The 12,537-nt window shown below is 65.7% G+C and carries 12 protein-coding genes and 1 other RNA gene; 7 read left to right on the top strand and 6 right to left on the bottom strand.

The window, feature by feature from the left end; genetic code table 11:
• Window positions 1-12: 12 nt before the first annotated feature.
• A complete protein-coding gene (gene fabG / locus FOC84_RS04095) occupies window positions 13-765 on the bottom strand; it encodes a 3-oxoacyl-ACP reductase FabG (RefSeq protein ID WP_173143297.1) in 753 nt (250 codons plus the stop codon).
• A 228-nt stretch (window positions 766-993) separates the two neighbouring features.
• Between fabG and FOC84_RS04090 the strand changes: the two genes are divergently transcribed.
• From FOC84_RS04090 to FOC84_RS04060, 7 genes are all read left to right on the top strand, one after another.
• Entirely contained in the window at window positions 994-1,959 is a 966-nt protein-coding gene (locus FOC84_RS04090) for a tripartite tricarboxylate transporter substrate binding protein (protein ID WP_173143296.1), read from the top strand.
• Between the two features lie 83 nt (window positions 1,960-2,042).
• Entirely contained in the window at window positions 2,043-3,026 is a 984-nt protein-coding gene (locus FOC84_RS04085) for a Bug family tripartite tricarboxylate transporter substrate binding protein (protein ID WP_173143295.1), read from the top strand.
• A gap of 51 nt (window positions 3,027-3,077) precedes the next feature.
• The gene (locus FOC84_RS04080) at window positions 3,078-3,938 is read left to right on the top strand and encodes a MaoC/PaaZ C-terminal domain-containing protein (RefSeq protein ID WP_173143294.1); all 861 of its coding nucleotides are present in this window, start codon (window positions 3,078-3,080) and stop codon (window positions 3,936-3,938) included.
• Window positions 3,939-3,957: 19 nt separating this feature from the next.
• Window positions 3,958-5,487: an AMP-binding protein gene (locus FOC84_RS04075; RefSeq protein ID WP_173143293.1), complete on the top strand. Its 1,530-nt coding sequence runs from the start codon at window positions 3,958-3,960 to the stop codon at window positions 5,485-5,487.
• A 30-nt stretch (window positions 5,488-5,517) separates the two neighbouring features.
• On the top strand, window positions 5,518-6,657 hold the full coding sequence (locus FOC84_RS04070) for an acyl-CoA dehydrogenase family protein (RefSeq protein WP_173143292.1): 1,140 nt from the start codon (window positions 5,518-5,520) through the stop codon (window positions 6,655-6,657).
• Window positions 6,658-6,693: 36 nt separating this feature from the next.
• Complete coding sequence (locus tag FOC84_RS04065) at window positions 6,694-7,851, top strand: acetyl-CoA acetyltransferase (protein WP_173143291.1); 1,158 nt, start codon at window positions 6,694-6,696, stop codon at window positions 7,849-7,851.
• Window positions 7,852-7,853: 2 nt separating this feature from the next.
• Window positions 7,854-8,264, top strand: coding sequence for a Zn-ribbon domain-containing OB-fold protein (locus FOC84_RS04060; RefSeq protein WP_173143290.1), 411 nt, complete (start codon window positions 7,854-7,856; stop codon window positions 8,262-8,264).
• Between the two features lie 92 nt (window positions 8,265-8,356).
• Here FOC84_RS04060 and ssrA read toward each other — a convergent pair.
• The 5 genes from ssrA to ompA all read right to left on the bottom strand — a co-directional run bounded on the left by ssrA (window position 8,357) and on the right by ompA (window position 12,490).
• Window positions 8,357-8,746, bottom strand: a transfer-messenger RNA (tmRNA) gene (ssrA, locus tag FOC84_RS04055).
• 90 nt (window positions 8,747-8,836) lie between these two features.
• Complete coding sequence (locus FOC84_RS04050; protein WP_173143289.1) at window positions 8,837-10,015, bottom strand: MFS transporter; 1,179 nt, start codon at window positions 10,013-10,015, stop codon at window positions 8,837-8,839.
• Window positions 10,016-10,356: 341 nt separating this feature from the next.
• Window positions 10,357-11,031, bottom strand: a complete 675-nt coding sequence (locus FOC84_RS04045; protein ID WP_173143288.1) for an HAD-IA family hydrolase — start codon at window positions 11,029-11,031, stop codon at window positions 10,357-10,359.
• Window positions 11,028-11,756, bottom strand: coding sequence for a bifunctional 2-polyprenyl-6-hydroxyphenol methylase/3-demethylubiquinol 3-O-methyltransferase UbiG (gene ubiG, locus FOC84_RS04040; protein WP_173143287.1), 729 nt, complete (start codon window positions 11,754-11,756; stop codon window positions 11,028-11,030). The genes FOC84_RS04045 and ubiG overlap by 4 nt, the downstream gene beginning before the upstream one ends.
• Before the next feature lie 152 nt (window positions 11,757-11,908).
• Window positions 11,909-12,490: an outer membrane protein OmpA gene (gene ompA, locus FOC84_RS04035; RefSeq protein ID WP_013392385.1), complete on the bottom strand. Its 582-nt coding sequence runs from the start codon at window positions 12,488-12,490 to the stop codon at window positions 11,909-11,911.
• Window positions 12,491-12,537 lie beyond the last annotated feature (47 nt).

The following is a 12,537-nucleotide window of genomic DNA, read 5'->3' as shown; positions in this document are numbered from 1 at the left end:
GGGAGGGGCGCTTTACGAAGCGTAGCGGCCGCCGGTCACGTGCAGCAGTTCGCCCGTGATGAAGGAGGACCGGCCCGAGGCCAGGAACACCACGGCGTTGGCGATATCCTCGACCGCGCCCAGGCGCGGCACCGGCTGGCGCGCCAGCGCGTTGGCGCGCAGGGTTTCGTAGGTGGACAGGCCGCGCACCAGCGGCGTTTCGATCAGGCCCGGGGCGATGGCGTTGGCGGTGATGTTGAACTTGCCCTGCTCCAGCGCCAGCGCGCGGGTGAAGCCGATCAGGCCGGCCTTGGCGGCCGAGTAGTTGGTCTGGCCGGGGTTGCCCCAGTGGGCGCGCGAGGCGATGTTGATGACGCGGCCCCACTTCCTTTCCATCATCGAGGGCAGGGCGGCCTTGGTGCAGTAGTAGGCGCCCTTCAGGATGGTGTCGACTACCGAATCCCAGTCCTCCACCGGCATCTTGAGCAGGTATTTGTCGCGCGTGAAGCCGGCGTTGTTGACCAGGATGTCGATGCCGCCGAACTTGTGCGCGGCCAGCTCGGCCATGGTCTGGACCTGCTCGGGATCGCAGACGTCGAGTACGGCGCCGATGGCCTCGTGGCCGGCCTGCTTCAGGCCGCCGACCGCCTGTTCCACCGATTCGGGGTTGATGTCGGTAATGACGATGCGGGCGCCTTCCTGCGCCAGGGCCAGTGCCGACGCATAGCCGATGCCGCGGCCGGAACCCGTGATGACAGCGACTTTACCGGTGAGTTGCAGGTCCATCTCCATTCCCCTTCTGTAGCTGATGGGTGCCCGGCGTCCTGGGCCCGAAATCCGATATCCCGGGATGTGCGCCTGGCAAATTTGAATTTATTCCGAGGTTCCGAACAAATATACACATCACCGGAAATCTTGACAATTAATATCGGCACGTCGTTATACTGTTCGGCATGTCGGAATAAGTTGGCCCGGCATTCCCATATCTCTAAAAAAATGGAAGGAGATCGACTCATGGCAATGTTGAAGGGATTGTTGGCCGCGGTACTGAGCCTGGCTGCCGCAGGCGCGGCCAGCGGGGCTGATACTTATCCGGACAAGCCGGTGCGGGTGTACGTGGGCTTCGCGCCCGGCGGTGCCACCGACCTGCTCGCCCGCCTCTACGCCAAAAAGCTCGGCGAACGTTTCAACCAGACATTCATCGTGGAAAACCGCCCGGGCGCCGGCGGCAATATCGCGGTCCAGGCGCTGACGCAGGCGCCGCCCGACGGCTACACCATCGCCATGGCGGCCAACTATGTGGCGGCCAACGCCGCCATGAAGCGCAACCCCTATGACTGGGAGCGCGACCTGATGCCCATCGGCATGGTGGCGTCCACGCCCAACATCCTGGTGGTGCCGCCCGGCTCCAGCATCCAGGGCGTTGACGACCTGATCAGCAAGGCCAAGGCCGGCGGCAACAAGCTGACTTTCGCCTCGGCCGGCATGGGCTCGTCCATCCACCTGGCGGGCGAGCTGTTCAAGGTCATGGCCGGGGTCGACATGACCCACGTGCCCTACAAGGGCGTGTCGCCGGCGGAGGTGGACCTGATGTCGGGCACCGTGGACATGATGTTCGGCAGCGTCTCCACCGCCATCCCGCTGGTGCAGTCCAAGAAGCTGAAGGCGCTGGCCGTGACCGGGCGCGAGCGCATGAAGGCGATGCCCGACCTGCCCACCATCGAGGAAGCCGGCCTCAAGGGCTACGACGTGGAAGCGGTGTACTTCATGGCGGCGCCCGCCAAGGTGCCGGCGCCAGTCCTGAAGAAGCTGGCCGACGCCGTGGCCGACATCAACAAGCAGCCCGATGTGCAGGAGTTCATGGACCGGATCTATGCCCGGCCCCTGACTGGTGGCCCGGACGAGGCGCGGGCCTTTCTGAAGAGCGAAGTGAAGAAGTGGCAGGGCGTGGTCGATGCCACCGGCATGAAGGTGGATTGACGCGCGGCAGCGGGTCCGCTCGCCGGATTCGAGACAGCGGGCGCCACAAGCCCGCGGGACACAAGACCAATCAGGAGACATACATGAACACACGCAGGCGATACACGCTGGCAGTGCTGGCCGGCCTGATGACCGCAGTAACCTTGGCGCCGATGTCGCACGCGGCCGATGGCTATCCGAACAAACCTCTGCGCCTGATCGCGCCCAGTTCGCCGGGCGGAATCCTGGACATCACCAGCCGGGTGATAGGCAAGAAGCTGTCCGAAAGGCTGGGTCAGCCGGTGGTGGTGGAAAACATGGCAGGCGCGGCCGGCATCCTGGGCATGCAAGGCTTGCTGCGCGCCGAGCCCGACGGCTACACGATGGTCATGGGCAGCAGCGGACCCAACGCGGTCAACTACACGCTGTACAGCAAGCTGCCCTACGCGATGTCCGACTTCGCTCCGGTGATCCGCATCATCACCATGCCGAACGCCCTGGTGGTCAACGCCAACGCGCCGGTCAAGACGCTGGCGGAGTTCCGCGACTATGCCCGCAAGAAGCAGGGCAGCTTGTCCATGGCCGTATCCATGATCGGCACGTCCGGCCATCTGGGCGGCGAGCTGCTGAAGAACCGCCTGGACTTCACCGCCGTCACCGTGCCCTACAAGGGCGCGGCGCCGGCGACCAACGACCTGGTCGCGGGCCAGGTCGACTTCACGGTCGAGAACGTCATCACCGTGGCGCCGCTGGTCAAGGCCGGCAGGTTGCGGGCGCTGGCGGTCACCACCCGCGAGCGCAGCCAGATCCTGCCCGACGTGCCAACGCTGGCCGAGCAAGGCTATCCCGATGTGGACGTCGGCGCTTGGTTGGGCGTGCTGGTCGCGGCGCGCACGCCGCCGGCCGTGGTCGCGCGCTTGAACACGGAGCTCAACGCAGTCCTGGCCGATGAGGAAGTGAAGAAGCAGCTGGCGCAGCAGGGCGGCATTCCGCTGGGCGGCACGCCGGCCGAGTTCGACAGCTTCATCCGGTCGGAAAAAGACCGTTGGGAAAAAATCATCAAGGCCGCCGGCATCAAGGCGGAATGATCCGCAAGCCGGCGGCCAGGCGCCGCCGGCTTGCACAGGGAGGCATGATCCATGGCAATCGATTATCAAAATCTGCGCAACTGGAAATTCGAGGACCGCGTCGACCGCTACAGCGCGCGCGACTGCATGATCTATGCGCTGGGACTGGGCTACGGCAGCGATCCGGCCGATGAAACCGAACTGCGCTACGTGCATGAAGAAGGGACAGCGGTGGTGCCGACCTTCCTGGCCACCATCGGCGCGCCCAACGGCTGGGCGGCTGATCCCGCCACCGGCATCGACTGGTTGAAGATCCTGCACGGCGAACACCGCATGACCTTCCATGCGCCGCTGGCCGCGGCCGGCGCGGTGCGCAGCCAGACCCGCGTCACGCGGGTGGTGGACAAGGGCGCCAGCAAGGGCGCGCTGGTGGTGACCGTGCGTGACATTTCGGATGCCGGCAGCGGTGCGCCGCTGGCCACGGTGGAGCACGTTTCGTTCTGCCGCGCCGATGGCGGCTTCGGGCCGGGCGACGAGCCACCCGAGGCCCTGCCGGCCACGCCGGAGCGCGAGCCCGATCAGATCGTGCTGCTGTCCACATTGGCGCAGCAGGCATTGCTCTATCGCCTGAACGGCGACCTCAATCCGGTGCACGCGCTGCCGCACATGGCGCGCGAGGCCGGCTTCGACCGGCCCATCCTGCATGGCTTGTGCACTTACGGCATGGCGGCGCGGGCCTTGCTGCAGGCCTGCGCGCCCGCGGCGCCGCAACGCCTGGGCGGCATCGCCGCGCGTTTTTCCGCGCCGTTCTTTCCGGGCGAGACGCTGCGCGTGGAAATCTGGCGCGACGGCGACCGCCTGCAATTCCGCGCACTGGCCCACGAGCGCGGCACGGTGGTGCTGAGCCACGGCGCCGCCAGCCTGGCGCATTGAGATAAACCAGAGGTGAACCATGTCTGTACTTGAAGCCCATGCACGGGAGATGCCCGATGGCATTGCCTACCGCATGATTCCGTCCGGCACCACGGTGACCTGGCGCGAGTTGGAACTGCGCAGCCGCAAATGCGCGGCGGCCCTGCTGGACGCCGGCTTGCAGCCCGGCGACGTGGTCGCGGTGTTCCTGGAGAACCACCCGCGCTTCTTCGAACTGTTGTGGGCCGCGCACCGCGTCGGCCTGTACTACACCACCATCAGCCGCCATCTCAAACGCGAGGAGGCGCGCTACATCATTGAAAACTGCGACGCGCGGGTGCTGTTCTATTCGGGCCACACCCAGGCCGAAACGGATGCGGACAGCCTGGATGCGCGCGGCGTGCTGCGCGTCAGCATGGACGGCGCGGACGCAAGCGCGATCCAATACGAGGCCTGGGCTGGCCGCTACGCCGATGACGTGGCCCTGCCTGAAACTCCGGAAGGCACGGACTTCCTGTATTCATCCGGCACTACCGGCCTGCCCAAGGGCATCAAGCGCCCGCTGTCGGTGGCCAACCGCTACTTCCGCGTCGGCGACGCGCCCAGCAGCGCCTGGAAGGCGTTCGACCGCGACACGGTTTATCTGTCCACGGCGCCGTTCTATCACGCGGCCCCGGTGCGCTGGAACATGGCGGCGCTGCGCGCGGGCGGCAGCTGCGTCATGATGGAAAAATTCGACGTGGCCGCGGCGCTGGAGGCCATCGCGGCCTATGGCATTACCCATTCGCAATGGGTGCCCACCATGTTCATCCGTCTGCTGCGCCTGCCGCCAGAAGAACGCGCCCGGCACGACCTGTCCACGCTGCGCTACGCGGTGCACGCGGCCGCGCCGTGCCCGGCCGACGTCAAGGAGGCGATGATCGCTTGGTGGGGGCCGATCCTGTACGAGTACTACAGCGGCACCGAACTGGTGGGGCGCACCTCGCTGGGGTCCGACGAGTGGCTGGCGCACCGCGGCTCGGTCGGCCGGCCGGAGTTCGGCCAGGCGCACATCATGAGCGAGGACGGGCTGAACGAATTGCCCCCGGGCCAACCTGGGGTCATCTACTTTTCCGGCGGCGGTTCCTTCGAATACCACAAGGATCCGGACAAGACGCGTGGCGCCTACAACGCGCGCGGCTGGGCCACCTATGGCGATATTGGCTACCTGGACCGGGACGGCTATCTGTACCTGACCGACCGCCTCTCCAACATGATCGTGTCGGGCGGCGTCAACATCTATCCCCAGGAAGCGGAGAACCTGCTGAGCACGCATCCCGCAGTGGCCGACGTGGCGGTGGTCGGGGTGCCGAACGCGGAGTTCGGCGAGGAGGTCAAGGCGGTGGTGCAACTGCGCGATCCCGCCGCCGCCAACCCCGACCTGGCGCAGCAGCTCATCGCCTACTGCCGCGACCGGATCTCGCCCATCAAGTGCCCCAAGAGCGTGGATTTTTCCAGCGACATGCCGCGCACCGAGACCGGCAAGCTGCTCAAGCGCCTGGTCAAACAGCGCTACTGGCCGCAAGCGTAGGCGGCCCGCCATGACAGATCAGGAGACAGCATGAACCGGCAGCGCAAGCTTTTCTCGGCGGAGCACGAACTGTTCCGCGACACCGTGGCGCGCTTCATTGCGCAAGAGATCACGCCCCACCACTACCAATGGGAACAGGAAGGACTGGTGCCGCGCGAGCTGTGGCGCAAGGCCGGCGCCGCCGGCATCCTGCTGCCCAGCACGCCCGAGGAGTACGGTGGGGGCGGCGGCGACTTCCTGCACACCATCATCGTGGTGGAAGAAATCGCCCGCGCGCTGGCCACCGGCGTCACGGGCTTCACGACCCATTCCGACATCGTCGCGCCCTACCTGCTGAACTTCGGCACCGAGCGCCAGAAACAGCGCGACCTGCCTGGCATGGCCCAGGGCGACATCGTGGCGTCCATCGCCATGACCGAGCCAGGCGCGGGCAGCGACGTCAAGGCGATACGCACGGCGGCGGCCCGCGCGCAGGGCGGCTACGTCATCAACGGCCAGAAGACCTTCATCACCAACGGCTTCCATGCCGACCGCGTGCTGGTGGTGGCCAAGACCGATCCCGCCGCCGGCGCGCGCGGCATCAGCCTGTTCTGGGTCGACACCGCGACGCCCGGATTCACGCGCGGACGTCTCCTGGACAAGATCGGGCAGAAGGCGCAGGACACGGCTGAACTCTTTTTCCAGGACATGTTCGTGCCGGACCAGGACATGCTGGGCGAGCCGGGGCAGGGCTTCGGCTATCTGATGAAGGAACTGGTGCGCGAACGCCTGATGATCGCGGTGCGCTGCGCCATGGCGCTGGAGAGCGCGCTGCAATGGACCGTCGACTACACCAAGGACAGGCGCGCCTTCGACCGTGCCTTGATCGACAACCAGCACATCCGCTTCAAGCTGGCCGACATCAAGACCCTGGCCGCCGCCACCCGCGCCTTCGTCGACGGTTGCGTGCAGCAGTACCTGGACGGCGAGCTCGACGCCGGCGGCGCGGCCATGGCCAAGCTGTGGGCTTCCGAAGCCACCAGCGCCATCGACGACCTGCTGCAGTTCCACGGCGGCTACGGCTACATGCGCGAATACCCCATCGCCCGCGCCTACACCGACGTGCGGCCCAACCGGATTTACGGCGGCGCCTCGGAGGTCATGCGCGAGCTGATCGCCCGGACGCTTTGAACCCTCTCTTCGACTTCGACAGGAACAGATCCCTACATGAGCAAGCATCTCTCGAAATCGGTCGCCATCGTCGGCGCCGCCGAATCGGACCTGGGGAAAGTGCCCGGGATGACCTCGCTGGACCTGCAGGCACAGGCAGCGGCCCGCGCCTTGCGCGATGCCGGGCTGACGCTCAAGGACGTCGACGGCGTGTTCGCGCACGTGGACGACAAGTTCGCCGGCCTGCACCTGGCGGAATACCTGGGCATACGGCCACGCTACGTGGATTCGACCAGCGTGGGCGGCATGTCCAGCGTCATGCACATCCGCCACGCCATGGCCGCCATCGAGGCCGGCATGTGCGAGGTGGCGCTGGTGGCTTACGGCAGTACCCAGCTGTCGGACGGCACGCGCAAGGTGGGCGGCACGCCCGAAGACATGCGCATGCCGCGCGGACAGTTCATCACGCCGTACGGGCAACTGAGCCCCATAGGCTATTACGCGATGGTGGCGCAGCTGCACATGCAGCGCTACGGCACCACGCACAAGGACCTGGCCGAAGTGGCGGTGGCGGCGCGCAAGTGGGCGCAGCTCAACCCCAAGGCCTACCGCCGCGAGGACACCTCGATCGAGGAAGTCATGGCGTCCAAGATGATTGCCGATCCCTTGCGCCAGCGCGACTGCTGCCTGGTGACCGACGCCGGCGGCGCCGTCATCATCACCTCCGCGGCGCGCGCCCGCGAGCTCAAGCGGCCGCCGGTCTACGTGATGGGCATCGCCGAATCCTTCTCGCACCACTACACGCCGTTCAATACCGCCGACTGGCTGGACACCGACGTGGCGCAAACCGCCGACGCTGCGCTGGCGATGGCCGGCGTCACGCGCGCCGACATCGACGTGGTGCAGATCTACGACCACTTCACCATCGGCGTGATCCAGTCGCTGGAGGAGCTGGGTTTCTGCAAGCGCGGGGAGGGCGGCGCCTTCGTGGCGGACGGACGCCTGGCGCCGGGGGGCGACTTCCCCATCAATACCTCGGGCGGGGGGCTTTCCTACAACCACCCCGGCCAGTTCGGCATGCTGCTGCTGCTCGAGGCCGTGCATCAATTGCGCAAGGAATGCGGCGAGCGCCAGCTGCCCCGCGCCGAGCTGGCCTTGGTGCATGCGCCCGGCCTGGTTTTTTCCTGCAATACCACCCTGATACTCGGAGTCTGACCATGGACCTAGCCCAACGCCCGCTGCCGCAACCGACCCGGATCACCCAGCCCTACTGGGATGCGGCGAAGGAAAGCCGCCTGGTCATCCAGCAATGCGGCTGCTGCAAGGCGCGCCAGTTCTTTCCGCGCGAATTCTGCACCGCCTGCCTGTCCGACAGCATCGAATGGATCGAGTCCGCAGGCCAGGGAACCGTCTATACCTACACCATCAACCGACGGGCGAGCAACGCGGCCCTGAGCGAAAAAGTGCCTTATGTCGTCGCCATGATCGACCTGGACGAAGGCGTGCGCATGATGGCCAACATCATCGATAGTCCGCCCGAGGCGGTCAGGATAGGAAGCCGGGTGCGGGTGTGTTTCGAGCGGGTGTCGGACGACATCGCTTTGCCGCAGTTCAGGCTGGAGGCTTGAATCCCGCGGAAGCTCTGCGGCCTAGCCTTCCGTATTAAAAAAACCGGTCCGACTTGAGGTCGGACCGGTTTTTGTCTTGCGTCTGCGGTATTTGGTGGAGCCGGGGGGAATTGAACCCCCGTCCGCAAGCCCTCTGCAATCAGTTCTACATGCGTAGTCGATTTATTTAGTTTTAACCTTGGACTTAGCCAACCGACAGGCCGGACCAAAGCGATTCACGTAATTTAAATTTGAACCGTGTGACCCCAGTTCAAACCGATTCCTTGTGAATGTCGCTGCTGCGGTTCGAGGGTTACCCCCCTAGGAAGTTGCCTTCCTCCGCCTGACCCAAGGACAGATCAGTGCAGCGGCTCACCGCTTAAGCGGCGAGAGCGAAACGCTCGTCGTTGGCGTTTGTAGTGTTTCCAGTGGTTTAACGAGCGAACTGGTGCTCGGCATGCCCTGAGTTGTTTCGCGACCCACGTCGAATCCGGATCGGCCCCAAGAACATCTATTGTACTGGTAAACGCCATAGCTTGCTGCGTCGTCTGCGCTGCCTTGCCCGGGCGTGGCGCAGACGATACATGCGGGCATCAGAGGGCGTTGGCGCAGACCGCCTTGGACTCCCGGCGCGGGCGCGAAGCCGCCATCAGCACGAAGGCCAGGATCACGGAGAGGCCGACGATGACGGCCGCGGCCCAGCCCAGCGAGGTCAGTCCGTAGTTGTCGATGACGTGCCCGCCGACCACGGCACCCAGGCCGATGCCGGTATTGGCGCCCGAGATATTCAGGGACGCGGCAAAGGCCGGCGCTTCGGGCGCGGATTTCATCAGCCGCACGTGGCAGACGATGAAGAGCGCGGCTTGTGCGATGCCCCAGGTGCCCAGCGCCACGGCCAGGAGGCCATGCGATTGCATCACGGGGGCGATCAGCGCCAATCCGGCCGCCATCAGCGCCGAAAAGAGCGCGGTCGCGCCCAGCGGGCTGCGGTCTACCATGCGGCCGCCCAGGGTATTGCCGATCAGGCCGACGGCGCCGAAGGCCATCATCGTCCAGCCGACGATCTGGCCGTTGAAGCCCGCCAGCCGCTCCAGCATGTCGGCCAGGTAGGTGTAGGCCGTGAACATGCCGGTGAAGACCAGCAACGACAGCAGCACGTGGCCCACCACGATCGGGTTGCGCAGGATGCGCAGCTGCGTGACGAGTCTGACGCTGTCGGCGCGGATGCGGGTGCTGGGGAAGGCGAACAGCAACAGCAGGGCCTTGGCGAACGCCACCGCCGACAGCACGCCAAAGGCGGCGCGCCAGCCGAATGCGTCCGAGATCAGCACGCCGATGGGGATGCCGAACACCGTGGCCGCGACGATGCCGAAGGCGACCATGGAGATGGCGCGGCCGGCGCGCGCCGGGCCGACCAGCTCCACGGCCGTGGCGCTGGCCAGCGACCAGAACACCGGCAGGGCCAGGGCAGGGACGAGGCGCGCCACGGCCATGACCCAGATGTTGGGCGCCGCAGCCGCCAGGGCGTTGGACAGGCCGAATAGCACCAGCACGCCGATGAACAGGCGCTTGCGCTCGATATTGGCCATGAGCGCCGTGAGCAGCGGACCGGTAGCCGCCACCGTGAAGGCGAACAGCGAGACCAGCAGACCGGCCTGGGACACGGTGACGTTCAGGTCACGGGCCAGGCCGGGCAGCAGCCCGATGATCAGAAATTCTGTCGTCAGGATGGTGAAACCGGCGGCGGAAAGTAACAGGATGGGCAATAGCATAGGCATTCCTCTGGCGCGACGCGGCAGGGCGGCGCGCGGGCGGCGTTGTGGGCGGTCTAAAAAGGTCAGGTGTGCGCCGGCTTGAGTGCCGGGCAGAGCAATGGGGCCGAAGGGCGCCGTTGCAGGGGATCAGTGGCGGACGGCGGTGTCCGCGACCTCCGGCTTCAGCCGGAAAAGGCAATCGGGAAGCACCCGCATGCCTTGCATAAGCCACACTTTAAATGGCTTTGGTTTCAGGATAAAGATCCTGACTCCGGAAAGATTGTTCGGGAAATTCAACTAATTTTCGCGAGCAAGCGCTAGGCGGGATGCGGGCCGCGCTGCGGCCCGGCCGAGCAGGATCAGCGCAGGTCGCTGGGCAGCAGCGGTTGGATGGCGGACCAGAGTTCCGCGGGGGAGTTGGCGCAGGTTTCCGCTTCCCAGGCCGTGATGTTGTCGTCTTCGCCGACGTAGCCGTAAGCAGCCGCCACCGCGGGCATGCCTGCCGCGTGCGCGGCCTGGATGTCGCGCAGGTCGTCGCCGACGTAGACGCAGCGGTCAACGGCGAAACCGGCTTCGCGCGCGGCGTGCTGCAGCGGCAGCGGGTGCGGCTTGGCATGCGCCGTGGTGTCGCCGCAGACCAGGACCGCGCTGTCGCGCGTCAGGTCCAGGTACTCGACGATGGGCAGGGTCAGGTAGGTGACCTTGTTGGTCACGATGCCCCAGGACAGCCCGCGGCCGCGGATGTCCGCCAGCAGCGCCTCGATGCCGGGAAACAGCTTGCTGTGGACCGTGGAGCCGGCGGCATAGTCTTCCAGGAACTGCAGGCGGGTGGGCTCGTAGTCGGCGTCGCCGGGTTTGAGGTCCAGCGCCACGCGCAGCAGGCCGCGCGCGCCTTGGGACGCGACCGGGCGCAGGGCCTCGTACGGCATCGGTTCCAGGCCCTTGCGGGTGCGCTGGCGGTTGGCCGCGGCGGCCAGGTCGGGGGCGGTGTCGGCCAGCGTGCCGTCAAAGTCGAACAGGATCAGGGCGCTCATTTGCGGGTAGCCATCAGGTAATTGACCGAGGTATCGGACGACAGGGTGTAGATCTGGGTGATCGGGTTGTATTCCATGCCGCGCATGCTGACCGGTTCCAGGTTGGCGCCGCGCGCGGCCGCCGACAGCTCGCTGGGCTTGATGAACTGGTCATAGCTGTGCGTGCCGCGCGGCAGCAGTCGCAGGACATATTCGGCGCCGACGATGGCAAACAGGAAGGACTTGGGATTGCGGTTCAGCGTCGAGAAGAACACCCACCCACCCGGTTTCACCAGGGTCGAGCAGGCGCGCACGATGGAGGCCGGATCCGGCACGTGCTCCAGCATTTCCATGCAGGTCACCACATCGTACTGACCGGGTTGTTCCGCCGCGAGTTCCTCCACGGGAACCTTGCGGTAGTCCACCTTCACGCCCGATTCCAGGCCGTGCAGGCGAGCCACCTTCAGGGATTTGTCGGCCAGGTCGATGCCGGTGACCTCGGCGCCGCCGCGCGCCATGGCTTCGGACAGGATGCCGCCGCCGCAGCCCACGTCCAGGACCTTCTTGCCCGCCAGGCTGCCCGCGCATTCCTGGATCCATTCCAACCGCAGCGGATTGATGGCGTGCAGGGGCTTGAACTCGCTTTCGGGGTCCCACCAGCGGCTGGCCAGGGCGCCGAACTTGTCGAGTTCGGCCTGGTCGGCGTTGATCGCGGGGCGGGTGGTGTCGTGCGTTTGCGTGGTCATGGGCAGGTCCAGCGTAAGGCGACTCTATATATATAGAGGGGGTCCGTCGCGCTAGGCGAGGGAAGGGCGCGGGGTTGCACCGCTTTGGTGCGTGGCCGGCGAAAAAAAGGGCCTCGCTATGCGAGGCCCCCTTATTGTAGCTAGTCCAGCAATTACTTGCGGCTACCCACGATTTCGATCTCAACGCGACGGTTTTGGGCGCGGCCTTCCTTCGTCTTGTTGGAAGCGATCGGATTCAGCTCACCCTTGCCTTCCGTGTAGATACGGTTCGGGTCGATACCCTTGCTGACCAGATAAGTCTTGACCGAAGCGGCGCGGCGCTCGGACAGCTTCTGGTTGTAGGCTTCGGTACCGATCGAGTCGGTGTGGCCCACAGCAATGATGGTTTCGAGATCGATACCGCGAGCTTGCTGGGCGACTTGGTCCAGCAGCTGACGGCCTTCGGGCTTCAGCGTCGACTTGTCGAAGTCGAAGAACGTGTCAGCATTGAACACGACCTTGGCCGCCATCGGGGCCGGCTTCGCCTTCTGTTGTGCAACCGGCACACCGTCGCAACCGGGGATACCGGTGGCCGGGGTCCAGAATGCATCGCGCCAGCACAGTTCGTTCGTGCCGTTCTTCCAAACGTCACCGAACGGGTTGCGCCAGTTGTCCACGGTTTGCGCGGAAGCTACACCAGAGGCCGTTACGGCGGCGAAGGCGAGCGCCAGAGCGAATTTGGAGGGTTTGTTCATGTTTCTCCTCGTTGAGCTTGAAGCTGGATAAGTGACTCGCAGCGAAC

Origin of the sequence: Achromobacter pestifer, assembly GCF_013267355.1 — a bacterium.
Lineage (GTDB): Bacteria > Pseudomonadota > Gammaproteobacteria > Burkholderiales > Burkholderiaceae_B > Achromobacter > Achromobacter pestifer_A.
The sequence above is the reverse complement of the archived record's forward strand: the minus strand, read 5'-3'. Positions and strand labels throughout refer to the sequence as shown.

Coding starts and splice junctions, on each gene's coding strand:
- fabG (WP_173143297.1), bottom strand. CDS start 765: ATGGACCTGCAACTCACCGGTAAAGTCGCTGTCATCACGGGTTCCGGC.
- FOC84_RS04080 (WP_173143294.1), top strand. CDS start 3,078: ATGGCAATCGATTATCAAAATCTGCGCAACTGGAAATTCGAGGACCGC.
- FOC84_RS04060 (WP_173143290.1), top strand. CDS start 7,854: ATGGACCTAGCCCAACGCCCGCTGCCGCAACCGACCCGGATCACCCAG.
- FOC84_RS04050 (WP_173143289.1), bottom strand. CDS start 10,015: ATGCTATTGCCCATCCTGTTACTTTCCGCCGCCGGTTTCACCATCCTG.
- FOC84_RS04085 (WP_173143295.1), top strand. CDS start 2,043: ATGAACACACGCAGGCGATACACGCTGGCAGTGCTGGCCGGCCTGATG.
- FOC84_RS04070 (WP_173143292.1), top strand. CDS start 5,518: ATGAACCGGCAGCGCAAGCTTTTCTCGGCGGAGCACGAACTGTTCCGC.
- FOC84_RS04075 (WP_173143293.1), top strand. CDS start 3,958: ATGTCTGTACTTGAAGCCCATGCACGGGAGATGCCCGATGGCATTGCC.
- FOC84_RS04045 (WP_173143288.1), bottom strand. CDS start 11,031: ATGAGCGCCCTGATCCTGTTCGACTTTGACGGCACGCTGGCCGACACC.
- ompA (WP_013392385.1), bottom strand. CDS start 12,490: ATGAACAAACCCTCCAAATTCGCTCTGGCGCTCGCCTTCGCCGCCGTA.
- FOC84_RS04065 (WP_173143291.1), top strand. CDS start 6,694: ATGAGCAAGCATCTCTCGAAATCGGTCGCCATCGTCGGCGCCGCCGAA.
- FOC84_RS04090 (WP_173143296.1), top strand. CDS start 994: ATGGCAATGTTGAAGGGATTGTTGGCCGCGGTACTGAGCCTGGCTGCC.
- ubiG (WP_173143287.1), bottom strand. CDS start 11,756: ATGACCACGCAAACGCACGACACCACCCGCCCCGCGATCAACGCCGAC.